The 26,226-nt window shown below is 68.4% G+C and carries 26 protein-coding genes and 1 other RNA gene; 21 read left to right on the forward strand and 6 right to left on the reverse strand.

Features of this window, described 5'->3' with window-relative positions:
• The first annotated feature begins 126 nt into the window (after window positions 1–126).
• The 3 genes from rpsO (at window position 127) to V5F53_RS14820 (ending at window position 3,846) form a co-directional block, all read left to right on the forward strand.
• Window positions 127–396: a 30S ribosomal protein S15 gene (gene rpsO, locus V5F53_RS14810; protein WP_393995090.1), complete on the forward strand. Its 270-nt coding sequence runs from the start codon at window positions 127–129 to the stop codon at window positions 394–396.
• A gap of 331 nt (window positions 397–727) precedes the next feature.
• Window positions 728–2,920, forward strand: a complete 2,193-nt coding sequence (pnp, locus tag V5F53_RS14815) for a polyribonucleotide nucleotidyltransferase (RefSeq protein ID WP_393995089.1) — start codon at window positions 728–730, stop codon at window positions 2,918–2,920.
• 449 nt (window positions 2,921–3,369) lie between these two features.
• The gene (locus V5F53_RS14820) at window positions 3,370–3,846 is read left to right on the forward strand and encodes a ferritin-like domain-containing protein (RefSeq protein ID WP_393995088.1); all 477 of its coding nucleotides are present in this window, start codon (window positions 3,370–3,372) and stop codon (window positions 3,844–3,846) included.
• A 60-nt stretch (window positions 3,847–3,906) separates the two neighbouring features.
• Here V5F53_RS14820 and V5F53_RS14825 read toward each other — a convergent pair whose 3' ends face one another.
• The 5 genes from V5F53_RS14825 to V5F53_RS14845 form a co-directional block, all read right to left on the reverse strand.
• The gene (locus V5F53_RS14825; RefSeq protein ID WP_393995087.1) at window positions 3,907–4,227 is read right to left on the reverse strand and encodes a YbaB/EbfC family nucleoid-associated protein; all 321 of its coding nucleotides are present in this window, start codon (window positions 4,225–4,227) and stop codon (window positions 3,907–3,909) included.
• Window positions 4,228–4,242: 15 nt separating this feature from the next.
• Window positions 4,243–6,081, reverse strand: coding sequence for a DNA polymerase III subunit gamma/tau (locus V5F53_RS14830; RefSeq protein ID WP_393995086.1), 1,839 nt, complete (start codon window positions 6,079–6,081; stop codon window positions 4,243–4,245).
• 162 nt (window positions 6,082–6,243) lie between these two features.
• Window positions 6,244–6,465, reverse strand: coding sequence for a hypothetical protein (locus V5F53_RS14835; RefSeq protein ID WP_393995085.1), 222 nt, complete (start codon window positions 6,463–6,465; stop codon window positions 6,244–6,246).
• Between the two features lie 279 nt (window positions 6,466–6,744).
• Window positions 6,745–6,843, reverse strand: an RNA gene (ffs, locus tag V5F53_RS14840) — signal recognition particle sRNA small type.
• Window positions 6,844–7,496: 653 nt separating this feature from the next.
• Window positions 7,497–7,967 (reverse strand): hypothetical protein, encoded by a 471-nt coding sequence (locus V5F53_RS14845; RefSeq protein WP_393995084.1) that lies wholly within the window; start codon window positions 7,965–7,967, stop codon window positions 7,497–7,499.
• A 376-nt stretch (window positions 7,968–8,343) separates the two neighbouring features.
• On the opposite strand from V5F53_RS14845, the gene V5F53_RS14850 reads away from it, so the two are divergent.
• From V5F53_RS14850 to V5F53_RS14925, 16 genes are all read left to right on the forward strand, one after another.
• Window positions 8,344–9,450, forward strand: coding sequence for a hydrogenase small subunit (locus V5F53_RS14850; protein ID WP_393995083.1), 1,107 nt, complete (start codon window positions 8,344–8,346; stop codon window positions 9,448–9,450).
• Window positions 9,447–11,261, forward strand: a complete 1,815-nt coding sequence (locus tag V5F53_RS14855) for a nickel-dependent hydrogenase large subunit (protein WP_393995082.1) — start codon at window positions 9,447–9,449, stop codon at window positions 11,259–11,261. Before V5F53_RS14850 ends, V5F53_RS14855 begins: the two co-directional genes overlap by 4 nt.
• Window positions 11,262–11,272: 11 nt before the next feature.
• The gene (gene cybH / locus V5F53_RS14860; protein ID WP_393995081.1) at window positions 11,273–12,028 is read left to right on the forward strand and encodes a Ni/Fe-hydrogenase, b-type cytochrome subunit; all 756 of its coding nucleotides are present in this window, start codon (window positions 11,273–11,275) and stop codon (window positions 12,026–12,028) included.
• A 331-nt stretch (window positions 12,029–12,359) separates the two neighbouring features.
• The gene (locus V5F53_RS14865) at window positions 12,360–13,001 is read left to right on the forward strand and encodes a HyaD/HybD family hydrogenase maturation endopeptidase (RefSeq protein ID WP_393995080.1); all 642 of its coding nucleotides are present in this window, start codon (window positions 12,360–12,362) and stop codon (window positions 12,999–13,001) included.
• A gap of 24 nt (window positions 13,002–13,025) precedes the next feature.
• On the forward strand, window positions 13,026–13,358 hold the full coding sequence (locus V5F53_RS14870; protein WP_393995079.1) for a HypC/HybG/HupF family hydrogenase formation chaperone: 333 nt from the start codon (window positions 13,026–13,028) through the stop codon (window positions 13,356–13,358).
• Entirely contained in the window at window positions 13,358–13,777 is a 420-nt protein-coding gene (locus V5F53_RS14875; RefSeq protein WP_393995078.1) for a thioredoxin domain-containing protein, read from the forward strand. The genes V5F53_RS14870 and V5F53_RS14875 overlap by 1 nt, the downstream gene beginning before the upstream one ends.
• A gap of 61 nt (window positions 13,778–13,838) precedes the next feature.
• Window positions 13,839–14,690: a hydrogenase expression/formation protein gene (locus V5F53_RS14880; protein ID WP_393995077.1), complete on the forward strand. Its 852-nt coding sequence runs from the start codon at window positions 13,839–13,841 to the stop codon at window positions 14,688–14,690.
• 4 nt (window positions 14,691–14,694) lie between these two features.
• Window positions 14,695–15,603, forward strand: coding sequence for a [NiFe]-hydrogenase assembly chaperone HybE (gene hybE, locus V5F53_RS14885; protein WP_509212416.1), 909 nt, complete (start codon window positions 14,695–14,697; stop codon window positions 15,601–15,603).
• Complete coding sequence (locus V5F53_RS14890) at window positions 15,600–16,619, forward strand: nickel-dependent hydrogenase large subunit (RefSeq protein WP_393995075.1); 1,020 nt, start codon at window positions 15,600–15,602, stop codon at window positions 16,617–16,619. Before hybE ends, V5F53_RS14890 begins: the two co-directional genes overlap by 4 nt.
• Window positions 16,612–16,953, forward strand: coding sequence for a hydrogenase maturation nickel metallochaperone HypA (gene hypA, locus V5F53_RS14895; RefSeq protein ID WP_393995074.1), 342 nt, complete (start codon window positions 16,612–16,614; stop codon window positions 16,951–16,953). Before V5F53_RS14890 ends, hypA begins: the two co-directional genes overlap by 8 nt.
• Window positions 16,953–18,071, forward strand: a complete 1,119-nt coding sequence (gene hypB, locus V5F53_RS14900; protein ID WP_393995073.1) for a hydrogenase nickel incorporation protein HypB — start codon at window positions 16,953–16,955, stop codon at window positions 18,069–18,071. The genes hypA and hypB overlap by 1 nt, the downstream gene beginning before the upstream one ends.
• Window positions 18,068–19,537: a sigma-54-dependent transcriptional regulator gene (locus V5F53_RS14905; RefSeq protein ID WP_393995072.1), complete on the forward strand. Its 1,470-nt coding sequence runs from the start codon at window positions 18,068–18,070 to the stop codon at window positions 19,535–19,537. Before hypB ends, V5F53_RS14905 begins: the two co-directional genes overlap by 4 nt.
• Window positions 19,538–19,557: 20 nt before the next feature.
• The gene (locus V5F53_RS14910; protein ID WP_393995071.1) at window positions 19,558–19,863 is read left to right on the forward strand and encodes a HypC/HybG/HupF family hydrogenase formation chaperone; all 306 of its coding nucleotides are present in this window, start codon (window positions 19,558–19,560) and stop codon (window positions 19,861–19,863) included.
• Between the two features lie 10 nt (window positions 19,864–19,873).
• Window positions 19,874–20,998: a hydrogenase formation protein HypD gene (gene hypD, locus V5F53_RS14915; protein WP_393995070.1), complete on the forward strand. Its 1,125-nt coding sequence runs from the start codon at window positions 19,874–19,876 to the stop codon at window positions 20,996–20,998.
• Entirely contained in the window at window positions 20,995–22,053 is a 1,059-nt protein-coding gene (gene hypE, locus V5F53_RS14920; RefSeq protein WP_393995069.1) for a hydrogenase expression/formation protein HypE, read from the forward strand. Before hypD ends, hypE begins: the two co-directional genes overlap by 4 nt.
• 41 nt (window positions 22,054–22,094) lie before the next feature.
• On the forward strand, window positions 22,095–22,694 hold the full coding sequence (locus tag V5F53_RS14925; protein WP_393995068.1) for a HupE/UreJ family protein: 600 nt from the start codon (window positions 22,095–22,097) through the stop codon (window positions 22,692–22,694).
• Between the two features lie 133 nt (window positions 22,695–22,827).
• On the opposite strand, the gene fabG is transcribed toward V5F53_RS14925, so the two are convergent.
• Window positions 22,828–23,607, reverse strand: coding sequence for a 3-oxoacyl-ACP reductase FabG (gene fabG, locus V5F53_RS14930; RefSeq protein ID WP_393995067.1), 780 nt, complete (start codon window positions 23,605–23,607; stop codon window positions 22,828–22,830).
• A 248-nt stretch (window positions 23,608–23,855) separates the two neighbouring features.
• Between fabG and V5F53_RS14935 the strand changes: the two genes are divergently transcribed.
• Window positions 23,856–25,004, forward strand: coding sequence for an ABC transporter substrate-binding protein (locus V5F53_RS14935; protein WP_393995066.1), 1,149 nt, complete (start codon window positions 23,856–23,858; stop codon window positions 25,002–25,004).
• Window positions 25,005–25,129: 125 nt separating this feature from the next.
• Entirely contained in the window at window positions 25,130–26,224 is a 1,095-nt protein-coding gene (locus tag V5F53_RS14940; RefSeq protein WP_393995065.1) for an ABC transporter ATP-binding protein, read from the forward strand.
• Window positions 26,225–26,226 lie beyond the last annotated feature (2 nt).

Consider the following 26,226-nt stretch of genomic DNA (forward strand, 5'->3'; position numbering starts at 1 on the left):
GCGTTGCCCTTTCGACCGTGCTGGACGACATCCCGGCCCGGCCGACCTCCGCCACCCCATCCGGAGGCCCCACCACGGGGCACCAGGGGCCGGCGTGTTTTCCACCTCGTTTGAAAGGATCGTCCGATGTCGATCACAGCCGAGCGCAAGCAGGCGCTCATCAAGGAATACGGCGCCAAGGACGGCGACACCGGCTCGCCCGAGGTTCAGGTGGCGGTGCTCACCGAGCGCATCGTGAACCTCACCGAGCACTTCAAGTCCCACCACAAGGACAACCACTCCCGTCGGGGCCTGCTCAAGCTCGTCTCGCAGCGCCGCAGCCTTCTTGACTATCTGAAGAAGAAGGACGAGGGCCGCTACAAGACCCTCATCGGGCGTCTCGGCCTGCGCCGCTGACGCCTGGGCCGCATCCGGGCACCGCGCGCCGGACTGCGGTCGCACCCCGCGCGCAAGAAGCACCGGTCACCGGGGGCGCCTGCTCCCGGGGCCGCAAGATCATAAAACCGACCCGGACGCAGCGTCGCCGGGACTTCGCGCGCCGCAGCGGCGCGCCGTCGCCGCAGGCATGGGGCCTGCCGCGCAGTCGCAAACGCCAGGGGACGAGTCATGGCAGGATCGCCGGACGCCACCGTGGGAGCGCCCTTTTGACAAGGGCCGCCTCGCGCGGCGCGTCTCGCCGTCTTGCTCATGGCTCTCCCGTTTTGCCATGAGAGAAAGACAAGACACCATGTTCAATATCCACAGCGAGACGCTGGACTGGGGTGGAACCACGCTGACCCTGGAGACGGGCAAGATGGCCCGCCAGGCCGACGGCTCGGTGCTCGCCACCTATGGCGACACCAAGGTGCTCGCCACCGTGGTCTCCGCCAAGGAAGCCAAGCCCGGCCAGGACTTCTTCCCCCTCACCGTCAACTACCAGGAAAAGACCTACGCCGCCGGCCGCATTCCCGGCGGCTATTTCAAGCGCGAGGGGCGGCCCTCGGAAAAGGAGACCCTGGTCTCCCGCCTGATCGACCGTCCGATCCGCCCGCTGTTCCCGGACGGCTACAAGTGCGACACCCAGGTGGTCGTCACCGTGCTCGCCCATGACCTGGAGAACGATCCCGACATCGTCTCCCTGGTCGCCGCCTCCGCCGCCCTCACCCTGTCCGGCATTCCGTTCATGGGCCCGGTGGGCGCTGCCCGCGTCGGCTTCATCGACGACGAATACGTGCTCAACCCCACCGTGGACGAGGTGAAGGAAAGCGCCCTCGACCTGGTGGTGGCCGGCACCGGCGACGCCGTGCTGATGGTGGAATCGGAAGCCAAGGAGCTGCCCGAGGAAATCATGCTCGGCGCGGTCATGTTCGGCCACCGCCACTTCCAGCCGGTGATCGAGGCCATCATCCGCCTCGCGGAGAAGGCGGCCAAGGAGCCGCGCACCTTCGAGCCGGCCGATGTCTCGGCCATCGAGGCCAAGGTCAAGGAAATCGCCGAGACCGATCTGCGCGCCGCCTACAAGATCAAGCAGAAGCAGTCCCGCTACGAGGCGGTCGGCGCCGCCAAGGCCAAGGTGAAGAAGCACTACGAGGAGCTGGCCCTTTCCGGCGAGAGCGTGCCCAACGCCCAGGTGGTGTCCGAGGTGTTCAAGGCGCTCGAAGCCAAGATCGTGCGCTGGGCCATCCTCGACGACGGCATCCGCATCGACGGCCGCGACGTGCGCACCGTGCGCCCCATCGTCTCCGAGGTCGGCATCCTGCCGCGCGCCCATGGCTCGGCCCTGTTCACCCGCGGCGAGACCCAGGCCCTGGTGGTCGCCACCCTGGGCACCGGCGAGGACGAGCAGTTCATCGACAGCCTGGAAGGCACCTACAAGGAGCACTTCCTGCTGCACTACAACTTCCCGCCCTTCTCCGTGGGCGAGACCGGCCGCATGGGCTCGCCCGGCCGCCGCGAGATCGGCCACGGCAAGCTGGCCTGGCGCGCCATCCATCCCATGCTGCCGGCCAAGCACGAGTTCCCCTACACCCTGCGCGTGGTGTCGGAGATCCTCGAATCCAACGGCTCGTCCTCCATGGCCACCGTCTGCGGCTCGTCGCTGGCGCTGATGGATGCGGGCGTGCCGCTGCGCCGCCCGGTGGCGGGCATCGCCATGGGCCTGATCCTGGAAGGCGAGAAGTTCGCGGTGCTGTCCGACATCCTCGGCGACGAGGATCACCTGGGCGACATGGACTTCAAGGTGGCCGGCACCGAGCAGGGCGTCACCTCGCTCCAGATGGACATCAAGATCGCCGGCATCACCGAGGAGATCATGAAGGTCGCCCTCACCCAGGCCAAGGACGGGCGCGTCCACATCCTCGGCGAGATGGCCAAGGCACTGACCACCGCGCGCGCCGAGCTGGGCGAGCATGCCCCGCGCATCGAGGTGATGAAGATCGCCGTGGACAAGATCCGCGAAGTGATCGGCTCCGGCGGCAAGGTGATCCGCGAGATCGTCGAGAAGACCGGCGCCAAGATCAACATCGAGGACGACGGCACCATCAAGATCGCCTCCGCCAATGGCGAGGCCATCAAGGCCGCCATCAACTGGATCAAGTCCATCGCCTCCGAGCCGGAAGTGGGCCAGATCTATGAAGGCACCGTGGTGAAAGTGGTGGACTTTGGCGCCTTCGTGAACTTCTTCGGCTCCAAGGACGGCTTGGTCCACGTCTCGCAGATGGCCAACGAGCGCGTGGCCAAGCCCTCCGACGTGGTCAAGGAAGGCGACAAGGTCAAGGTCAAGCTCATGGGCTTCGACGAGCGCGGCAAGACCCGCCTGTCCATGAAGGTGGTCGACCAGGCCACCGGCGAGGACCTGGAAGCCAAGGCCAAGGCCGAGCGCGAGGCCGCCAAGGCCGCCGCCGAGGTCGAGAACACGGGCGAGTCCGGCGCGGCGGAGTGATCCCCGCGCGGCTCGCGCACCTCGCATCAAAGGGCGGCCCCACGGCCGCCCTTTTTTCTGGCCGCGACGGCGGGCGCCCCGCTCCAGCCGCGAAGAATTTCCGCTCCACTGACCTATATCAATCCGGCCTGGCGCGCCCTGCCCTAAAGGTTCGGGTTAGCCTTGGCCCTGCCGTGGGCGGAAGCCACCGCTTGGGTCCGACGGACGCGCGCCACGTCGCCGCATGTGCACGCCGTGTCCTCGGCCTCATCGCACCTGAGACACCGGGACCGCGAAAATGCCTGCCATCTCGTTTCGGCCATCCGCGCGCGCCGCGTCCTCATGGGCGCCCCCGGCTCCCACCCGCACACTCCTTCATGGCTGACGCCGCCTGGCCCTCGCCAGCGTCCATACACCCGCGGGTTCAGCGCTTAATTTTGACCGCATCGGTTTTTTGAAAGGACGGGACATTGAAAAGCGTCGAGGAATTTCTGGCCTATGCCGCCAAGCTCGAAGAAGAGGCCGCTCTGCGTTTCGGCGAGCTGGCCGATGCCATGGATAGCTGCGGCAATGGCGATGTCGCCAAGCTGTTCCGTCAGCTGTCGGATTATTCGCGGCTCCACCTCGCGGACGCGCGGGCGCGCGCCCAGTATCGTGATATTCCGGACCTGAAGCCCGCCGAATACAACTGGCCGGACCTCGAAAGCCCGGAAACGGCGCAGATCTGGGCGGCTGACCCCTTCATCGGACACGGGCAGGCGCTGGAGATCGCCCGCGACGCCGAGCAGGCGAGCCTCGACTACTACCGCTCGATCTTCGAAAGCACCGACGACCCGGAAATCAAGGTGCTCGCCAAGGAGTTCTTCGAGGAAGAGAGCGAGCACGTCCGCGAGATCCAGAAATGGATCGCCGCCTATGAGGCCGGGCGCCGCCAGCCCGCCAACTGAGTCCCCAATGCTGCCGGCCCCGGCCACGCCCTAACGGGCTGGCCGGGGTCACCGGCACGGTCAGAACAGCTTCATGCCCGCCGGCAGCGACAGGCCACCGGTGAGGCTCTGCATCTTCTCCTGCATCACCCGCTCCGCCTTGGCCCGGGCATCGGCGAGCGCTGCGACGATGAGATCTTCCAGGATCTCCGCCTCGTCCGGCTTCATCAGCGAGGGATCGATGCGCACCGCCTTGCATTCGCCCTTGGCGGTGACGCGCACGGTGACGAGGCCGCCACCGGAGGCGCCGTCGACCTCGATCTGCTCCAGCTCGCCCTGCATCTGCTGCATGCGCTCCTGCAGCTCCTTGGCCTGCTTCATCATGCCGAACAGGTCGCGCATGGCCATCCTCCTTCTTCAGTAATCAAGTTCGTCGTCCGGCCCCGGGCCGGCGAAGGCGTCCTCCTCGGCGGGCGGCAGCACATCGGTGCCGCCGTCGTCGCGGGTGCGCACGTCCACCACCTCGGCGCCGGGAAAGCGGGCCAGCACCGCCGCCACCAGGGGATGGGCCTTGATGCCCTCCTCCCGCTCGGCGCGGCGCGCGGTGCTCTCTTCCGCCAGCGTGGCGCCGCCCGGCTCCTGGGACAGGGACACCAGCCAGCGCCGGCCGGTCCATTCGGTGAGCTTGCGGGCGATGTCCTGCACCACCAGCGGGCTGCCGCCCGGCGCCAGGGCGACCTCGATGTGCCCCTCCTCGAACCGGACTGGCCGCACCTGGGTTTCCACCGCCAGCTTCAGCATCAGATCGCGCTTTTCGCTGGCGAGCGCCGCGACGTCGGCGAAGCTGGCGAGGCGGGGCCCCGCCGCGACGGGCGCGGCCTGAACCCGGACCGAAGCGGGCTGCGGCCGCGCCGTGGCGCTGGCCAGCGCCAGCCGGGCGCCGCCGCCTCCCCCGCCGCCCGACGGGGCCGGAACCGGAGCGCCGGGGGACGGGGGCTGGTCCTTCAGCCGCCGCAGGGCCTCGTCCGGGGTGGGCAGATCGGCGGCATAGGCGAGGCGCACCAGCACCATGTCCGCCGCCTGGGCGGGCTTGGCGGCCTGCTGCACCTCGGCAATGCCCTTGGCGAGCATCTGCCAGGCGCGCGCCAGCACCCGCATGGACAGGCCCCGGGCCATCTGCGCTCCGCGCACCCGCTCGGCTTCCACCAAAGCCGCGTCATTGGCGGCGTCGGGCACGATCTTGAGGCGTGTCACCAGATGGGTGAACTCGGCGAGATCGGTGAGGATCACCGCCGGATCGGCGCCGGCATCATATTGGTCGCGGAACTCGGCCAGGGCGCGGGGCATGTCGCCCTTCATCAGCGCCTCGAACAGGTCGATGACGCGGCCCTTGTCGGCAAGGCCCAGAAGGCGCCGGACCTCTTCGGCCGACACCCGCCCGCCGCCATGGGCGATGGCCTGGTCCAGCAGCGACAGGGAATCGCGCACCGAGCCTTCCGCCGCCCGCGCCACGATGGCGAGGGCCTCGGGCTCGATGGCCACGCCCTCCTTGGCGCAGATGCCGTCGAGGTGCGCGGCCAGCACGCCCGCTTCCACCCGCCGGAGGTCGAAGCGCTGGCAGCGCGAGAGCACGGTGACCGGCACCTTGCGGATCTCGGTGGTGGCGAAGATGAATTTCACATGCTCCGGCGGCTCCTCCAGCGTCTTCAACAGGCCGTTGAAGGCGGCGGTGGAGAGCATGTGCACTTCGTCGATGATGAACACCTTGTAGCGCGCCATCACCGGGCGATAGCGGGCGCTCTCGATGATCTCGCGAATGTCGTTGATGGAGGTGTTGGAGGCCGCGTCCATCTCCATCACGTCCACATGGCGCGATTCGATGATGTCGCGGCACTGCTTGCCGGGCACCTCCAGGTCGAGGCTCGGCCCGCCGGGCGCGCCATCCATGGGCTCGTAATTCAGGGCGCGGGCGAGGATGCGGGCGGTGGTGGTCTTGCCCACCCCGCGCACGCCGGTGAGGATATAGGCCTGGGCGATGCGGCCGGAGGAAAACGCATTGCGCAAGGTGCGGACCATGGCCTCCTGGCCGATGAGGTCCTTGAAATTCTGCGGGCGATATTTGCGCGCCAGCACCCGATAGGCCGCCGGGGGGGGCGCGGGCGCGGGCGACACGCCGAGGTCGAGACCGCCGAGGGCGAGGCCTGGCCCGGCGTCCGCCCCGTGGTCATCCGTGTGCGCTGTGTGATCCTGGCTCATGGCCCTTACATAGAGCGTTTTTCACGCGAAGGGGATTCCGCGTCGCGTCATGCCGGTCCCGATCCCCACGCCAGCGGCGCGCCGCCCGCCGGCCGGGAACCGCGATCGGCGGAAGGGGCCGGCACCTGGGCGCCGGCCCGCGCTGCCACGCAGGCGGCCGCTCTATTTCGTCTTGGTGAGGATTTCGAGGTCGCTGACGCGCACGCAGTCATAGCGCCGGAAGCCCTGCTCCACCTCGGTCTTGGACTTGGCGTCGAGCTTCGCCGGAACATTGCGGGCGATGGAGGCCTTGCACGCCTCCTCGGTGGGATAGGCGGCTTCCTTCACCACCCGCACGTCGGGACCGGACAAGGCGTTCACGAGGATGATGACGACGACCCACATGCTTGAGGCTCCTTCAGGCAAACGCCGTGATCCACGCTTTGCCCTCCGGGCGAAAGCACGCCCTCCTAGCTCCGGATCGGAGCAGGATTGCGACGGGACCTGAGATTTCCCCAAGGGAATGAGAAGCGGAGCGACCGACTGGCCGAAGACGAACGGCCCCGTTCAGCCGCCAGCCAGGAGCCCGACACCCCGCCCCCACCAGCAATCCGGCGCCCAAAGGCGATACCACATCAACGCCGCGCGAAGGGCGCGACCGCGGACAGCTTCAAGGCATGAAGGGGTGGGAGGCTGGACGAAGACCCGAGACCGGGCTCGTTGGGGCTGCTTCCTTCCGGACCTGACCCAGTTGGCGAGTGACTCGTCCACCGCCAACCTCCCGACGGCTATATGGCAGGGGTGGGGGCGGGATGCAAGGGGGTGCGGGCGCAGGTCAGCGGCGAGGCGGCTGGTAGCTCGGCTACCAGCTGGAGGACATTCCTGAAGGCTGGGTCGCCGTCTTCATGCCCCGCGCGCCACCCCCATGCGCGGCGACCTCTTTTATATGCCAAAGGACCGCGTGGTGCCCCTGAACCTGCCCATGGTGCAGGCCATAATGGTGGTGAAACGCATGGGCTTGGGCTCAGGGGACGCGCTGAGGAAGGCGGGGCTGGTGTTTCCGGGGACGGAGGGGTGAGGGGGGAACGCCTTTGGATTCGGCAGATTGATACCGCGCTTGATCCCTCGCAGAAATGGCGACATTCTATTCGAATGAGATGTCCCCTTGCTGTGCGAAAGCATTTTCCACACTCGATTTAACCTCAGACTCAATTACAGTATTCATTTCGATTGGCGTCATTGCCAGCAGAGCGTTGCGGCGCTCTTTGGTTAATTTAAAGACAGTCTCTCCATGACTCGCGCCTGGGCGCCTCACCTTAAACACCCAAATTTCGTCTAGAAGACACGGAGTGCAAACAAAATGCGGTCCAGAAATACAATCAGATATGAAAAATCGAATGGCATAACACAAGCGATCACTCATTAGTTTTTCAGATTCACCCCCAACCGCCCCCCCCAAACATAAGGACCTGCAACCGGCCATTACGAATTTTAGATCTAAGAATCCAAAGATCTTTGAATTCCGCATCGGACACAATCAGGGACCCATGTACGTTATCGTCGATTTTTTTAAAATGGTACACGGTCGCATTCTCAAAATTTTCTTGCCATTCGAACGACCACCCGTGCTGACGCGTTATTTCCGAAATCTCATCGGATACATTACGAACGATAAAATATGGCAAACTCACGGATCTTATCAACGTCTCCAAGTACTGATGCATGCGGTCCGATTCTACGGAAGCGTTAATTGCGACCATTATGGAAGCAAGCATAGCCGAAAATGCCACGCCACCGACAATTACTCGATAGACTGATACTTGGCCATCTGAAAAAATTGCGCCAATAGCCGCCACACCAGCAGCAATTTGTGCAAGAACAACAACATTAATTCCCTTAATATCCATACGATTCCCCATTATAAGAATTTATTTGCGAATTAATATAATATGTAAAATTTTCAATAGCCATATAACTTTTAGATTTCTGCGACTTCACGCACTCCACTACCTTTGCAAGGGATCGGAGCCATCCAACTCGGGCACCTGGCATTCTATGTCGTCCCCGAGCTCCGGTTCGAAACGGGCCTCCTATAATCCCGGTCACCCCCCTTCCAGCCCACCCCCAAACCGCCATCCTCCCATCCATCGCCTCAATCACCTTAACCCATCAAAACCCTTGAATTACAACACCCCTCTCCCCTGGCACACCCCTTGCTGAAGCCAACCCCAGCCCCATCCGCCTCGACGCCGATGGGCAAGTTCAGCCAAGGGGGAACGCCTGATGGCCCTCGAGACGTTTTATGAAGTCATGCGGCGGCAGGGGATTACCCGTCGCTCGTTCCTGAAATATTGCTCGCTCACGGCGGCGGCGCTGGGGCTGGGGCCGGAATTCGCGCCCACCATCGCCGAGGCCATGGAAACCAAGCCGCGCACCCCGGTGCTGTGGCTGCATGGCCTGGAATGCACCTGCTGTTCGGAGAGCTTCATCCGCTCCGCCCATCCCCTGGTGAAGGATGTGGTGCTCTCCATGATCTCGCTCGATTATGACGACACGCTGATGGCCTCCGCCGGCCACCAGGCGGAAGCCATTCTCGACGAGGTGATGGAGAAGTATAAGGGCAATTACATCCTGGCCGTGGAGGGCAACCCGCCCCTCAATGAAGACGGCATGTATTGCATCATCGGCGGCAAGCCGTTCGTGGACCAGCTGAAGAAGGTGGCCAAGGACGCCAAGGCCATCATCTCCTGGGGCTCCTGCGCCTCCTATGGCTGCGTGCAGGCGGCCCGGCCCAACCCCACCCGCGCCACGCCGGTGCATGAGGTGATCTTCGACAAGCCCATCATCAAGGTGCCGGGCTGCCCGCCCATCGCCGAGGTGATGACCGGCGTCATCACCTATATGCTCACCTTCGACCAGCTCCCCGCGCTCGACCGCCAGGGCCGGCCGCTGATGTTCTATTCCCAGCGCATCCACGACAAATGCTATCGCCGGCCGCACTTCGACGCCGGCCAGTATGTGGAGACGTTCGACGACGAGGGCGCGCGCAAGGGCTATTGCCTCTACAAGGTGGGTTGCAAGGGCCCGACCACCTACAACGCCTGCTCCACCGTGCGCTGGAACGACGGCGTGTCCTTCCCCATCCAGTCCGGCCACGGCTGCATTGGCTGCTCGGAAGACGGGTTCTGGGACAAGGGCTCCTGGTATGCCCGCCTCGCCGATCTCAAGGGCTCCGGCTTCGGCATCGAGAGCAATGCCGACCGGGTGGGCCTGGCCGCCGCGGCGGCGGTGGGCGGCGGCGTCGCCATCCACGCCGCCATCAGCGCGCTGAAGCGCGCCCAGATCAAGCACACCGACAGCACCGGCGCCGATAAGGGAGGCGAGAAGTGACCATCCAGACGCCGAACGGCTTTTCCCTCGACAACAGCGGCAAGCGCATCGTCGTCGATCCGGTCACCCGCATCGAAGGCCACATGCGCTGCGAGGTGAATGTGGATGCGGACAACATCATCCGCAACGCGGTTTCCACCGGCACCATGTGGCGCGGCCTGGAAGTCATCCTGAAGGGCCGCGACCCGCGCGACGCCTGGGCGTTCGTGGAGCGCATCTGCGGCGTGTGCACCGGCTGCCACGCGCTCACCTCCGTGCGGGCGGTGGAGGATGCGCTCAACATCACCATCCCCAACAACGCCTATCTCATCCGCGAGATCATGGCCAAGGTGCTGCAGTGGCATGACCACGTGGTGCACTTCTATCACCTGCACGCCCTCGACTGGGTGAACCCGGTGAACGCGCTGAAGGCCGACCCCAAGGCCACCAGCGTGCTGCAGCAGTCCATCTCGGCCCACTCCAAGTCCTCGCCGGGCTATTTCCGCGATGTGCAGAACCGGCTGAAGAAGTTCGTGGAATCGGGCCAGCTCGGCATCTTCAAGAACGGATACTGGGACAACCCCGCTTATCTGCTGCCGCCCGAGGCCGACCTTCTGGCCGTCACCCACTATCTCGAGGCGCTCGACTTCCAGCGCGAGATCGTGAAGGTGCACACCATCTTCGGCGGCAAGAACCCGCACCCCAACTATCTGGTGGGCGGCGTGCCCTGCGCCATCAACATGAACGGCGACATGGCCGCCGGTGCCCCGCTCAACATGGAGCGGCTCAACTTCGTGAAGCTGAAGCTTCAGGAGGCCTTCGAGTTCTCGCAGAACGTCTATGTGCCGGACGTGATCGCCATCGCCTCCTTCTACAAGGGCTGGCTCTATGGCGGCGGGCTCTCCGGCCAGGCGGTGATGGACTATGGCGACTATGCCGCCATCCAGGGCCAGAAGCGCACCGACCGGCTGCCCGGCGGCGTCATCCTCAACGGCAACTGGAACGAGGTCCACCCCATCGACCCGCGCGACCCCGACCAGGTGCAGGAGTTCGTCGCGCACTCCTGGTACACCTACGGGGACGCCAACAAGGACAAGGGCCTGCATCCCTGGGACGGCATCACCGACCCGAAGTTCGATCTCGGCCCCAACTTCAAGGGCACGCGCACCAATATCGAGCAGGTGGACGAGGGCGCAAAGTATTCCTGGATCAAGGCGCCGCGCTGGCGCGGCAACGCGGTGGAGGTGGGCCCGCTGGCCCGCTACATCCTCGCCTACTCCCAGGGCGTGGACTATGTGAAGGGCCAGGTGGACGACGCGCTCGGCCGCTTCAACACCCTCGCCGGCACCCAGTTCACCCCCAAGCAGGCCCTGCCCACCACCATCGGCCGCACCCTGGCGCGGGCGCTGGAGGCGCACTATTGCGCGGTGATGATGCTGGAGGATTTCGACCACCTGATCGCCAACATCAAGGCCGGCGACACCGCCACCGCCAACATGGAGAAGTGGGACCCCGCCACCTGGCCGAAGGAGGCCAAGGGGGTGGGCACCGTGGCCGCGCCGCGCGGCGGCCTCGGCCACTGGATCAAGATCAAGGACGGGCGGATCGAGAACTACCAGTGCGTGGTGCCTTCCACCTGGAACGGCGGCCCGCGCGATCCCAAGGGCAATATCGGCGCGTTCGAGGCCTCGCTTCTCAACACGCCCATGCAGCGCCCCGAGGAGCCGGTGGAGATCCTGCGCACGCTGCATTCGTTCGACCCGTGCCTGGCCTGCTCCACCCATGTGATGTCCGACGACGGCGAGGAACTCGCCCGCGTCACCGTGCGCTAAAGGAGGGACCCATGTCCGATGCCTCCCTCCCCGGCGCCGCGCCCCCCGCGGTGCAGAAGGCCGCCCCGGCCCATGGGGCGGCGGATGGTGGAAAGCCGCTGACCACCGTCTACATCTATGAGGCGCCGGTGCGCCTGTGGCACTGGGTCAACGCCCTGTCCATCGTGGTGCTGTGCGTCACCGGCTATCTCATCGGCTCGCCCTTCCCCACCCTCTCGGGGGAGGCGAGCGCCCATTACCTCATGGGCACCATCCGCTTCATCCACTTCTCGGCGGGCTACATCCTGGCGGTGGCCTTCATCGGCCGGGTGGCGTGGGCGTTCGTGGGCAATCAATACTCCCGCGAGCTGTTCACCTTCCCGTTCTGGAAGAAGAGCTTCTGGCGGGGGTTCTTCACCGAGCTGCAATGGTACGCGTTCCTGAAGCCGCGGCCGCTGAAGTTCATGGGCCACAACCCGCTGGCGCAATCGGTGCTGTTCCTGGTGATGGTGCTGGGGCTGGTCTTCATGATCGTCACCGGCTTCGCCCTCTATTCGGAGGGCACCGGGCTGGGCAGCTGGCAGGACCGGATGTTCGGCTGGGTCATCCCGCTCCTCGGCGGCTCCATGCAGGTGCACACGCTGCATCACATCGGCATGTGGGTGATCATCCTGTTCGTCATCATCCACGTCTACACCGTGATCCGGGAGGACATCATGTCCCGCCAGACCATGGTGTCGGCGATCACCAACGGCTATCGCACCTTCCGGGACGACGACCCGGACTGAGCGGCGGGCGAGCCACCGACGAGCGTTCAGGGGCGCGGCACCAGCCGCGCCCCTTTTTTCGTGCGCTTGTAGCCCTATCGCCCTATGCCCTCCCGCCGCCCACAACGCCACACGGGCGGGAGAACTGGAATCTCCTGTTCCAATTTTTAAAGAAACCGAAAATACTCCTTTCGATCATCATCGCCTCGTCACGTTACCGGTATGCACGCGTCACAATCCCGATCAAGGCGTTAGCAGCCGGCTCAGCTCCTGGCACAGTCTTTGAATTGATCCATTTCAATTCAGGCGGCGCCAGACTGCCGTGGGAGGATGGGCCGGAAGGGAGAGTCGCATGGCTGAAGAAGCTGTGTTCGTCGACGAGAGTATACAAACGCGCATTCTCGTGCTCGGCATCGGCAATATTCTGTGGGCCGACGAAGGGTTCGGCGTGCGGGTGCTGGAAGCTCTGAACCGCGAATACGCCTTCCCCGACCATGTCACCCTGCTCGACGGCGGCACCCAGGGCCTCTACCTCCTGCCCTATCTTGAGGAAGCCGACGGCGTCGTGATCATCGACGCGGTGGACTATGGGCTGCCGCCCGGCACCATCCATGTCCTGACCGACGCCGAGGTGCCGGCGGTGCTCGCCACCCGCAAGGTGAGCCTGCACCAGACCGGCTTCCAGGAAATCCTGGGCCTGCTGACCCTGCGCGGCCGGTTGCCGAGCCGCATCGTGCTGGTGGGCGTGCAGCCGGAGCGGCTCGACGACTACGGCGGCGGCCTCACCGCCACCATTTCCGCGCAGATCGCACCGGCCGCGGCCCGCGTCATCAAGGCGCTGCGCGCGGATTTCAACGTCTGGGCCACGCCGCGCGCGGAGGCCCCCGATGGCCTGATCGCCGCCCCCATCGCCCGCGATCCCTACGAAGCCGGCCGCCCCAGCGCCGAGGACGCCTGCCGCATCGGCGATCCGCGCATCCTCACCCGCTCCTGAGCCGCCGCTGGAAAGATACTGACCATGTGTCTCGGCCTGCCCATGCGCATCGATGCCACCGACGGCACCTTCGCCACCTGCTCCGCCGCCGGCCGCAGCGAGACCGTGGACCTGATCCTCGTGCCCGAGGCCGCGGTGGGCGAGCATGTCCTGGTGTTCCAGGGCACCGCCCGCCGCCGCCTGGATGCGGACGAGGCCCGCCTTATCACCGAGGCCCTGGCCGGCGTCGCCGCCGTGATGGCGGGGGATACCGACCCCGCGCTCATCGACCGCGCCTTCGCCGACATCGCCAACCGCGAACCGGAGCTGCCGCCCCATCTCGCCGCCGCCTATGCCGCCGGCCGAAAGGAAGCCTGATGTCGCAGGACACCGCCCCGACCAACACGCCCGCCCCGCTGCACCCGCTGGTGAACCGGCTGCTCACCGAGCGCGCCTACACATGGCTCGCCGCCGCCGAGGACGCCGCCGCCCTCGACGCCCGCGACCACATGGTGCTGTTGCCGGCCCACGGCAAGGCCCACCTGGAAAGCCCGGACATCGCCGTGGTGCTGCCCGAGCTGGTGAAGGCCCTGGGCGGCGAGGCCCGCATCGGCGGCGCGGTGGCCGGGCCGGCGGCGGAAGCCACCTTCCGCGAAGCGCTGAACCTGGCTCTGCCCGCCATCGTGGTGCTGCGCGGCGGGGTGCCGCTGGGCGCCATCTCCCGCATGCGGGACTGGGATGAATATCTCGACCGCCTGGGCGCGCTGATCGGCCCGCCCTCCCCCGTCACGCACTGAACCCGCCGCCCGTCCCGGCCGGGCCGCCCCGGTCCGAACCCGCGCTCCGAAAGGCCGCTCCATGTCGTCCAGTCCGTTCGCGACCCAGGCCCCCTTCGGGTTCGGCCCCGGCAGCCAGCCCACCATCGAGGACGAGGGCCTCGCCTACCTGCCGCTGCCCTCGGGCATGCGCACGTTCGAAGCCCACCTGCCGGAGGTGGCGGACAAGGCCCGCCTCGCCCCCGCCCTGGCGGCGCTCCAGGACATCATCGACGCCCTGCACAACTGGACTCCCGGCGCCAGCCTCACCATCCCGCTGTCCCATCTCGACGCGGAAAACCTGGCGCTGGTGGACGAAACCCTCGGCGAGGGCGAAGTGGCGGTGAAGGTGGCGGCGCCAGGCCGCGCCATGGCCATCCAGGAAGCCACCTTCGCCGGCGTGTGGCGGCTCTCCGGCAGCGAGGGCGCCGACCGGGTGGAGGTGTCCGCCTTCCCCCGCGGCGCCATCCTGCGCGCCCATGACGAGGGCTGGGCCATCGACACCGCGGCCCTGGCGGCGGAGGCCGGCCCCGGCATCTTCAATGCGCCGACCCTGCTGGTGGAGATCGACCACCGCGCCCGCACCCGCCTGCCAGGCGATGCGCCCCACGTCATCAACCTCTCGCTGCTGCCGCATACGCCGGAGGACCTCGCCCTGCTCGACGCCCGGCTGGGCCAGGGCGCCACGGTGGTGCTCTCGCGCGGCTACGGCAACTGCCGCATCGACGCGGCGGCGCTGAAGGGGGTGTGGCGGGTGCGCTTCTACAATTCCACCGACCTGCTGATCCTCGACACCATCGAGGTCTGCGACATCCCCGCGGTCGCCTGCGCGGCGCCGGAGGACATCGCCGATTCCGCCGAGCGGCTGGTGGAAGTGCTGCAGGCCATCGCGTGAGGGCATGATGAACGCCGTCCCCCATGCCCGCTTCGAGGGCTCCTATCTCGGCGACCGCGCCCGCCTCGCCCCCACCGCGCGCCTTGAATGCAAGGTGTGCTGGCACGTCTACGATCCCGCGCAGGGGTGCGAGACCTGGCAGGTGCCGCCCGGCACCGCCTTCAATGACCTGCCCGAGCACTGGCGCTGCCCGGTGTGCGACGGCGCCCGCGACCAGTTCATGGTGCTGGACGGCGGCAGCGTCGGCACTGCCGCCGTGACGGTGGCGCCCACCCCGAGCGAGGCCGCCCTGGCCGCCACCCTCGCCACCGCGCCGGAGCGTTTCGAGGCGGTGTTCCGCGAAATCCATGCCGCGCGCATGAAGGGCGTGCCGTTCGTCAACGGCGCCCTGTCGGTGAAGGCGGTGGGCTTCCGCATCCACGACGGGCGGGTGCTGGGCGTGCTGGTGACGCCCTGGTTCATGAACGTCATCGTGCTGCCGGCGCCGGACGAGGACTGGTCGGGCCTGCCCACCGGCACCCGCGAGATGATCGCGTTTCCCTCGGGCGCCTATGAGTTCCTCTCCGCCGAGCGGCCGGAAACCGGCCCCTACAAGGCCTGTTCCCTGTTCTCCCCCATGTTCGACTTCGCCTCCATGCTGCAGGCGGTGGAGACCGCCCAGGCGGTGATCCCGGCGCTGCTCGATCCCGCCAACCGCGCCGAGGGCAGCCGTGCCGGCGAGATCCGCCGTCGCGCCGAGGACGCCGCCGCCCAGCAGGCCGAGCGCGAGCGCGCCGCCCTGGCCGCGGCGGAGGCCGGCCCCGCCGTCGCGCCGCCCGCCGCGCTGTCGCGCCGAGCCATGATCTTCGGCCCCGGCCTTGCCCCGCGCGAGGACGAGGCGCCGCAGCCCGGCCCGGTGGACACCCAGCCATGACCGGGGCCACCCTCCAGCGCATCGCCATCGTCTGCGATCCCGCGCATGCCGCCGCGCCCTGGCGTGTCGCGCGCACGCTGGGGCCGGACCCGGCGCGCGCCCTGGAGGGCCGCCCCCCCGAAGAGGTGGCGCGGCTGGTGCCGCGCGTGTTCAACCTGTGCGGTGCCGCCCACGGCTTCGCCGCCGCCCGCGCCCTGGGCCTGCCGGCGGTGGCCGATACCCTGGCCATGATGCGCGAGAGCGTGCGCGACCATGCGCTCGCCATCCTCCACGGCTGGCCCACCCTGCTCGACGGCGCCCCGGACCGCGCCGCCCTGCGCGCCCTGGCCCGGCCGGGGGAGGACGGCGCCCGCGCCATCACCACCGCGCTCGTGGGCGCGCCGCTGGCGGACCACGATTTCGGCACCCTGACCGGGGCAGAGCTCGACGCCTGGCTGGTGGCCGGCGACACCGCCACCGCCCGCATCCTCGCCCGCCTGCGCCGCCTGGACCCCGCCGAGGGCCGCGCCGGCCTGCCGGAGCTGGGCGCGGTGGACATCCTGCGCGCGCTGTCGGCGCGACTCGCTCCGGACGCCGGCCCCAGCGGCGAGGCCGCGCCGGCGCACCGCGAGACCGGCGCGCTGGGGCGGGTGGCCGCCACGCCGCTGTTCGCCGGCCTGATCGCCCATGAAGGCCCCAGCCTGTTCGTGCGCCTGCTGGCGCGGCTGGCCGACCTGCTGGCACTGCTGCGGGCGCCGCCCCCGGCCTGGCCGGAGTCCCCGCCCGGGCTCGGCCTGGCGGAGGCGGCGCGCGGACTGCTGGGCCATGCCGCGCGCGTCGAGGCCGGGCGGGTCACGCACTATCGCATCCTCTCCCCCAGCACCTGGAACCTCACCCCCGGCGGCCTGCTGGACCGTGCCTTCGCCGCGCTCTCGCCCTCGCCTGATGCGCCGCTGCTGGCCCGCTTCCTCCTCAGCGCCCTCAACCCGTGCGTGCCGGTCACGCTCGATTTTCAAGGAGCCCGCGCCGATGCATGAGATGGCCCTGTGCGAGAGCCTCAGGAGCGCGCTGGAGGATGCCGCCCGCGCCCAGGCCTTCGCGAAGGTCACCCGGGTGCGGCTCGCCGTCGGCCGCTTCGCTGGGGTGGAGGTGGAGGCGCTGCGCTTCGGCTTCGACGTGGTGATGCGGGGCTCGCTGGCCGAGGGCGCGGAACTGGTGGTTCTGGAGGAGCCCGGCACCGCCTGGTGCTTCAGTTGCGATGCCACCGTGCCCCTCGCCCACCGGCTCGACCCCTGCCCCCGCTGCGGCGGCGAGCGGCTGCTGCCCAACGGCGGCACCGAGATGACCATCAAGGACCTGGAGGTGATGTGATGTGCACGGTGTGCGGCTGCGGCGGCGACGGCGCCACGATTTCCCATCCCCAGGGCCACGAGAGCGGGCACGCTCACGGGACCGGCGGCGCGCATGTGCATACCCATGCGGACGGCACCACCCACAGCCACGCCCACGGTGATCCCCATGGTCATGCCCATGCCCACCCGCATGACCACCCGCAGGGTCATGACCATGGCCGGCACGGGCACACCCACCCGCACGGGCACGCCCACCCGCACGACCACGCCCCCCACGACCACGCCCCCCACGACGGCGGCGGCACGCTGGACTATGGCCAGGGACCCGCCCGGGCCCATGCGCCGGGCTTGTCCCAGGCGCGGATGGTGGAGATCGAAACCGGCATCCTCGCCAAGAACGACGCCTATGCCGACGCCAACCGCGCCCGCCTCGACGCCGGCGGCATCCTGGCGCTGAACCTGCTGTCGGGCCCCGGCGCCGGCAAGACCACGCTGCTGGTGGAAACCCTGAAGACCATCGCCGGGCGCCTGCCCTGCGCCGTGGTCGAAGGCGACCAGCAGACCGACAACGACGCCGCCCGCATCCGCGCCGTGGGCGTGCCGGCGGTGCAGATCAACACCGGCAAGGGCTGCCACCTCGACGCCCACATGGTGGGCCGGGCGCTGGACAAGCTGCCGCTGCCGCAGGGTGGTCTGCTGTTCATTGAGAATGTGGGCAACCTGGTGTGCCCCGCCGCCTTCGACCTCGGGGAAGCCGCCCGCGTCACCCTCATCTCGGTCGCGGAGGGGGACGACAAGCCCCTGAAATATCCCGACATCTTCGAGGGGGCCGAGCTCGTGCTCATCACCAAGGCCGACCTTGCCCCGTATGTGGACGCCGACCTTGCGGCGCTTGAGCGCAACATTGCCCGCGTCAACCCGAAAGCGGAGATCCTGCGCGTGTCGGCGCGGGGCGAGGTGGGCCTGTCGCGCTGGATCGGCTGGCTGGAGCGCCGCCGCGCGACCCGCCTGGAGGCCCTGGCCGCCGCCGCCGAGGCCCGGGCGCGGACCCTTCGCGCCGCCGCCGGCGTGATGCGGCCCGTCCCCCCCGCCGGCGCGGCTGACGGCGCGGGCGCGGTTCGGGAGGCGCAGCGATGAGCCGCCGCCCCGCGCTCCTGGTGGTGGACGACGAGCCACGCTCGGTGGAGGTCATCGCCCGCGTGCTCGACGAGGAGTTCGACGTCTTCACCGCGCTCAACGCCGACGACGCCCGGCGCATCCTGGAGAACGAGTGGATCCAGGTGATCTTCTGCGACCAGCGCATGCCCGGCACCTCCGGCGTCGCCTTGCTCACCGAGGTGCGCGCGCGCTGGCCGGACATCCTGCGCATCATTGTCACCGGCTACAGCGAGCCGGAGGACATGATCGGCGCCATCAACGCCGCCGGCATCTACCAGTTCATTCCCAAGCCCTGGCACCCTGACCAGCTGCTGCTGGCCGCCCGCAACGCCGCCCATCTGTTCGATCTGCAGCGCGAGCACGAGCGGCTGAGCCTGGAAATGAAGCTCACCGCCGCCACCGCCGAGGCGCGGCTCGCCGCCCAGCGCGAGCGGGTGGCGCAGATCTTCCATTTCGACACCCTGATCCGTGCCCCCGGCAGCCCGTTGTCGCTGACCTGCACCCGCGCCGCCCAGGTCGCGACCTTCGACGTGCCGGTGCTCATCCACGGCGAAACCGGCACCGGCAAGGAGCTGCTGGCCCGCGCCATCCATTATTCCAGCCTGCGCTCAGACCGGCCGTTCTTCGCCGTCAATTGCGGGGCTATACCCGACGAGCTGCTGGAATCCGAGCTGTTCGGCCACAAGAAAGGCGCGTTCACCGGCGCCCACGTCACCCGCGTCGGCCTGCTCGACCAGGCCGACGGCGGCACCATCCTCTTGGACGAGATCGGCGACATCTCCCCCGCCTTCCAGGTGAAGCTGCTGCGGTTCCTGCAGGAAGGCGAGATCCGCCCGGTCGGCTCCAACGACTCCAAGCGGGTCAACGTGCGGGTGCTCGCCGCCACCCATCGCGACCTGCATGGGGAGGTGGCGCGCGGGCGGTTCCGCGAGGACCTCTATTACCGCCTCGCCGCCATGGTGCTGACCCTGCCGGCCCTGCGCGAGCGCCCGGGCGACATCGCGGTGCTGGCGCAAAGCCTCCTCGATGCGCTGAGCGCCCAGCACGGCAAGCGCGTCAAGGGCTTCAGCGCCGAGGCCCTGGGCTGCATGGGGGCCTACGGCTGGCCCGGCAACGTACGCGAGCTGCAGAACGAGATCACCCGCATGCTGGTGCTCGCCGACCGCGACGTGCTGGGCGCCGACCTGCTCTCGCCGCACGTGCTGCGGGCCGCCGCCGCCACCGCCGCCCGGGCCGAGCCGGACGCCATCGCCGTGCCCGACGGCGGGCCCCTCAAGGACCGCATCGAGCGGATGGAGGCTTCCATCCTCACCGAGACCCTGGTGCGCTGCCGCTGGAACAAGAGCCGCGCCGCCGAGGAACTCGGCCTGTCGCGGGTGGGCCTGCGCGCCAAGCTCGACCGCTACGGCATTTCCCGAGACCACACCTTCGCCAGCGCGCACTGACACCGGACAGGAGAGCCCCCATGTGCCTCGGCATTCCAGGACGGATCGTCGCCGTCGCCGATGAAGACGCCATGCTGTGCGTGGTGGATGTCTCCGGCGTGCGTCGCGCCGTGGACGTGGTGTGCGTGGCGCCGCCCGGCGCGCCCCTGGCCGATCTGGTGGGCGCCTGGGTGCTGGTGCACGTCGGCTTCGCCATGAGCATCATCGACGAGGCGGAGGCCGCCGCCACCTTGAAGGTGCTCACCGAAATCGGCGAGGCGGCGGCGGAAATGGAGGCGCTCGCCACCGGCAGCGTCGACCTCCTTGCCTCCCAGCCGGCCCGGTAGGAGAGCCCCCATGCGCTTCGTCGACGAATTCCGCGATCCCGTCCTCGCCAAGGCCCTGGTGCAGGAGATCGAGACCCTCTCCGCCCGGCTGGAGCGCGGGCGCGACCGGCCGCTCGCCATCATGGAGGTGTGCGGCGGCCACACCCACGCCATCTTCCGCTACGGGCTGGAAGGGCTGCTGCCGGACCTGGTGGAATTCGTGCACGGCCCCGGCTGCCCGGTGTGCGTGCTGCCCATGGGGCGGGTGGACGATTGCGTTGCCATTGCCGAACAGCCGGGCGTGATCCTGGCCACCTTCGGCGATGCCATGCGGGTTCCGGGATCGAAAAAGAGCCTGCTTCAGGCCAAGGCCGACGGCGCCGACGTGCGCATGGTCTATTCGCCCCTCGACGCGCTCGCTCTGGCCCGGCGCAACCGCGACCGGCAGGTGGTGTTCTTCGGCCTGGGGTTCGAGACCACCATGCCCTCCACCGCGTTGACGGTGCTGCGCGCGGCGCGCGAGGGGGTGGAGAACTTCTCCCTGTTCTGCAACCACATCACCATCATCCCGACGCTGCGGGCGCTGCTGTCCCAGGATGATTTCGGCATCGACGGCTTCATCGGCCCCGGCCATGTCTCCATGGTCATCGGCACCGCGCCCTACCGCTTCATCGCCGAAGAGTTCGGCAAGCCGCTGGTGGTGGCCGGGTTCGAGCCCATCGACCTGCTGCAATCGCTGCTGATGGTGCTGCGGCAGATCGAGGCGGGACAGGCGAAAATCGAGAACCAGTACGCCCGCGTGGTGCCGGAGCACGGCAACCCCGCGGCGCTGGAGGCGGTCCGCGCCGTCTACACGCCGCGCGCCACGTTCGAGTGGCGCGGCCTCGGCTCCATCGCCGGGTCCGGGGTGCGGCTCGCCGACGCCTACGCCGCCTTCGACGCGGAGCGGCGGTTCGCCGTGCCCGACGTGAAGGTGGCGGACCCGGCCCAGTGTCGCTGCGGCGAGGTGCTCACCGGCGCGGCCAAGCCCTGGGCCTGCCCCGAGTTCGGCAAGGGCTGCACGCCGGAAACCCCGCTCGGCGCCCTCATGGTGTCGTCGGAGGGTTCGTGCGCCGCCTATTACCAATATGGCGGCCTGCGGGGAGAGGCGGCATGAGCGCCCCTCCCGGCCCGGCCCGCCGCGCGCTGGCGGCCAAGACCATCACCCTCGCCCACGGCGGCGGCGGCAGCGCCATGCGCGACCTGATCGACGACGTGTTCCTGTCCGCCTTCTCCGGCGACGGCCGCGCCGCGCCCGAGGACCAGGCGCGGTTCGAGCTTTCGGCGCTGGCGGCGCGGGGCGACCGGCTCGCCTTCACCACCGACAGCTTCGTGGTGGACCCGCTGGTGTTCCCCGGCGGCGACATCGGCACCCTGGCGGTCTGCGGCACCGTGAACGACCTGGCGGTGGGCGGCGCCGAGCCGGTGGCCCTGTCGTGCGCCGTCATCATCGAGGAGGGGCTGGAGGTGGAGACCCTGCGCCGGGTGGTCGCCTCCATGGCCCGCACCGCGCGCGAGGCGGGGGTCGCCATCGCCACCGGCGACACCAAGGTGGTGGCACGCGGCGCCTGCGACAAGCTGTTCATCACCACCACCGGCATCGGCGTGGTGCGGGCCGGGCTCGACGTGGGCATCGCCAAGGCGCGCCCCGGCGACGTGCTGCTGGTCAACGGCCTGCTGGGCGACCATGGCGCCGCCATCCTCAACGCCCGCGGCGACCTCGCCCTGGAGACCGCCATCGCAAGCGACTGCGCCCCGCTCAACGGCCTCATCGCCGCGCTCATCGCCGCCGCCCCCGGCATCCGCATGATGCGCGACGCCACCCGCGGCGGCCTCGCGGCGGTGGTGAACGAGCTGGCGGAGGCGAGCGCGGTGGGCATCGCGCTCGACGAACTGGCGCTGCCCATGCGGGCGGAGGTGCGGGGCTTCTGCGAAATTCTCGGCCTCGATCCGCTCTATCTCGCCAACGAGGGCAAGATCCTGGCGGTGGTGCCGCCGGACCAGGCGGGCGCGGCGCTGGCCGCCCTGCGCGCCCATCCCCTCGGCCGGGAGGCCGCCATCGTCGGCACGGTCGCCGCCGGGCGTCCCGGCCGCGTCACCCTTCGCACCCGCTTCGGCGGCGAGCGCATCGTCGATATGCTGGTTGGCGACCAGTTGCCCCGGATCTGTTGACCCCTTTCCAGAAGCAGAACAGCACTCAAAGGAGCCCGTCCATGCGTCATCTCTCCCGCACCGCCGTGGCGGCGGCGATCCTCACCGGCCTGCCCACCCTCGCCTTCGCCCACACCGGGGTCGGCGCCACCCACGGCTTCGCGCACGGCTTCGCCCATCCGCTGGGCGGCCTCGACCACCTGCTGGCGATGGTGACCGTGGGCATCTTCGCCTGGCAGCTCGGCGGCCGCGCTATCTGGGCCGTGCCGGCCACCTTCGTCGCCCTGATGGCGGTGGGCGGCGCGCTCGGCATTTCCGGCGTGGACGTACCGTTCGTGGAACTGGGCATCGGCCTGTCGGTGGTGGTGCTGGGCGCGGTGGTGGCGTTCGGCCTCAAGGCGCCGCTGGCGGTGGCCATGGCCGTGGTGGGCTTCTTCGCCATTTTCCACGGCCACGCCCACGGCGCGGAAATGCCGGCGGACGCCTCGGGCCTGGCCTATGGACTGGGCTTCATGAGCGCCACGGCCCTGCTGCACCTGGCGGGCCTCGGCCTTGGCATGGCCATCGGCCGCTTCGGCGAGACCCACGGCGAAAAGTATGTGCGCGGCGCCGGCGCGGCGGTGGCCGTGGCCGGACTGGCCCTGGTCGGCGGCCTGATCTGACGATCCCCCCTGCGACGCCCGCCCCGCGTGAAGCACGCCGGGCGGGCGTTGCCGTTTCCGGTCCCCGCGCGGCGCCCCGGAGGCCGCCCCGGCGCTACGGCACCGCCCCCGCCGCGAAGCGCCGGCCCCGGCCTCACACCACCGCCATCTCCTCCAGCGCCATCAGCGATTCCGGCAGCACCTGGCCACCGTCGATCACCAGGGTCTGGCCGGTGATGTAGCCGGCCTCCTCGGAGGCGAAGAACAAGGCGGCGTTGGCGATGTCGTCCACCCCGCCCAGCCGCTTCAGCGGGATCGAGCCTTCCATCTTCGCCAGGTAGTCGGCGCCGAGGCCGTCCAGCCCCTCGGTCCTGATGTTGCCCGGCATCACCGCGTTGACGGTGATGCCCCACGGCGCCAGCTCGATGCAGGCGGTGCGCACGAAGCCAAGCTGGCCGGCCTTCGAGGCGCCGTAATGGGCCCAGCCGGGATAGCCGGTGAGGGGGCCGGTGATGGAGCTGGTCACCACGATCCGCCCCCACCGGGCCGCTTTCATGGCCGGCATCACCGCCGCCACCGACAGGAACGTGCCCTTGAGATTGACGCTCATGACGGCGTCGAAATCGGCTGCGGTCATCACGTCCAGCTTGGCGGCGGGGAAAATGCCGGCATTGGCGCACAGCACGTCGATGCGGCCATAGCGATCGAGCGCCGCCTGGGCGAACGCCGCGCACTGCTCCGGGTCCGACACGTCGGCGGCGAAGCCCGAGGCGTTGGGACCGATGGCGGCGGCGGTGGCCTGCGCCTCCGCAAGCGAGCGGGACACCACCAGCACATTGAGGCCGGCCGCGCCAAAGCGCCGGGCGATGCCCTTGCCGATCCCCTTGCTGCCGCCGGTGACGATGACCGTGCGACCCGCGAGCGCCTTCAACATGACGTGCTCCTGTTCCTGGTTGCGTTTTGTGCAGATCCGCCGCATGGCGCGAAAGTCGGCAAAAGCAGCTTGCCCGGCAAAAAAGATGTTGTAAAGCCCACGCCATGGCGCTTAGCATCCAACATAGTTCAACAAGAGTCCCACATTCGAGCACCACCACCGACCGCCCGGAGGCCCCGGCGCGGCAGCGGGAGAGGCATGGCTCAGGGACCCCCTTCCAGACGCGCGAGCAGCCAGAGGCACACTCCATGACGATCAATCGGCGGTCGGTTCTCAAGGGCATGGCAGCGGGGGGCCTCGCCCTCGCCGGCGGGCCTTTCCTCAATCCCGGCAAGGCCTTCGCGGCCCGGGACAAGGAGCTGAACATCCTGTGCTGGGAGGGCTACAATTCGGCCCAGGTGCTGGACCCGTTCCGCAAGTCCACCGGCGCCACGGTGAAGGCGGAGAGCCTCACCAACGATCCCACCATGATCAACCGCCTCCGGGCGGGCGAGACCAATGTGTGGGACCTCATCAACGTGAACAATCCCTGGGCCCGCAAGGTCATGTTCCCGGAGAAGCTGATCAAGCCGCTCCCACGCGCGACCTTCGAGCCCTATTTCGACAAGATGCTGCCCCAGTTCAAGCCGCCCTATAAATGGGCAATGGACGACAGCGGCAAGGACCTGCTGGGCATGGTCCAGCGCTTCGGCCCCTATTCCTTCGTGGTGAACACCAAGAAGATCCCCCGCAAGACCGCCGAGGAGGTGGGCTGGGACCTGTTCAACGATCCCAAGCTGGCCGGCCGGTACGGCATTCTGGAGTCGGATGACTGGAACGTGTTCGGCCTGTTCGTGGTGGCCGGTATCGACCCGTTCAAGATTCACACGCCGGCCGAAATGGCCAAGTTCGAGGAGACCGCCAAGCGCGTGTTCAAGGGGGCCAAGCTCATCGGCGATGCCGCCGCCATGAACCAGGCCCTCATCTCCGGCGAGATCGACCTTCACCTCACCGGCGGCACCTATTCCGTCTCCCCGGCCCGCGCCGACGGTTATCCGGAAATGCGCGGCATCACCCCGCTCAAGGGCCCCATGGCCGGCGGCAAGGGCGGCATCGCCTGGATCGAGGTGACCTCCCTGGTCAACAATCCCCAGCTCTCGCCGCTGGCGGAGACCTTCCTGAAATACGTGCAGCAGCCGGACGTCGCGCACACCGTGGCGTTCGCCGAGGGCACCTTCAACCCGGTCGCCCAGATGGGCAATCCGGACTGCTTCAAGCTGTTCACAAAGGCCGAGCTGGAGGCCATCCAGTGGGACAGCCTGGACGAGGAGATGGCGCGCTCGGTGGAATACGACATCGTGCCCGACTACGACCGCGCCCTCGACATCATGACCGCCGCAAAGCGCGTGCGCGGCTGAGCCGAACACCCTCCTCCACACCAGGCCCTGCCCTGTTCTCCCGCGCGGGGACGGGGCGGGGCGCCGACGGCGCGGGCGTCCTTCCAGTTCCAGCCCCGCCGCCGGCCCAGGCACGGATGACACACATGAGCGAGACGACGGTGAGCGCCACCAAGGACAGAAAGCCCATCCTTCAGCTCGTGGGCGTGCGCAAGACATTCAACGACTTCGCCGCCGTGGAGAAGATCGACCTCGACATCCTCGAAGGGGAATTCTTCACCATCGTCGGCCCCTCCGGCTCCGGCAAGACCACCATGCTGCGCATGCTGGCCGGCATGGAGGCGCCGAGCGAGGGCAACATCACCCTGCACGGCGAGCGCATCAACGACGTGCCCGCCAACAAGCGCCCCACCTGCCTGGTGTTCCAGTCGCTGGCCCTGTTCCCCCACATGAGCGTCGGTCAGAACATCGAGTTCCCCTTGAAGATCAAGGGCGTGGATGCCGCGAGCCGAAAGGCGCGGGCGCTGGAGCTGATGGCCGTGGTGCGCCTGCCGGCGAACTATTACGGCAAGAACGTCATGAAATGCTCCGGCGGCGAGCGCCAGCGCGTGGCCCTGGCCCGGGCGCTGGCCTATGACCCCGAAGTGCTGTTCTTCGACGAACCACTCTCCGCTATCGACTACAAGCTCAAGAAGGTGCTTGAGAAAGAACTCAAGGACCTGCACCGGGAGACCGGCAAGACCTTCATCTACATCACCCATTCCCTGGAGGAGGCGATGGTGATGTCGGACCGCATCGGCGTCATGCGCGCCGGCCGCCTGGTGCAGGTGGGCACCCCGGAAGAAATCTATGCCGCCCCCGTGGACCGCTTCGTGTCCGAGTTCGTGGGCGAGGTGAACGTGATCGAGATGACGCGCGAGGGCGAGGGCTGGCGCGGCGTGGACGTGCCCGGCGCCTTCCGTGCCGCTGCCCCCGACGGCCTCCCCCAGGCCGCCTCCGCCTTCGTCGTCATCCGCCCCGAATACCTGCGCTTCCTGAAGGACGGCGAGCATGCCGACAACGTCCTGGAAGGCGTGGTCTACAATGAATATTCCCTGGGCTCGCGCATCCAGTACCAGGTGCGGGTGGGCGACAAGGTGATGCTGGTGGAGCTCTCCCGCGCCAATGCCCTCGGCACCGCCGCAAACCGCAACGTCCGGCTCGGCTGGGACGTGGCCGACGCCATCTCGGTGAAGGCATGAGC

Origin of the sequence: Xanthobacter cornucopiae, from assembly GCF_043195065.2 — a bacterium.
GTDB lineage: Bacteria > Pseudomonadota > Alphaproteobacteria > Rhizobiales > Xanthobacteraceae > Xanthobacter.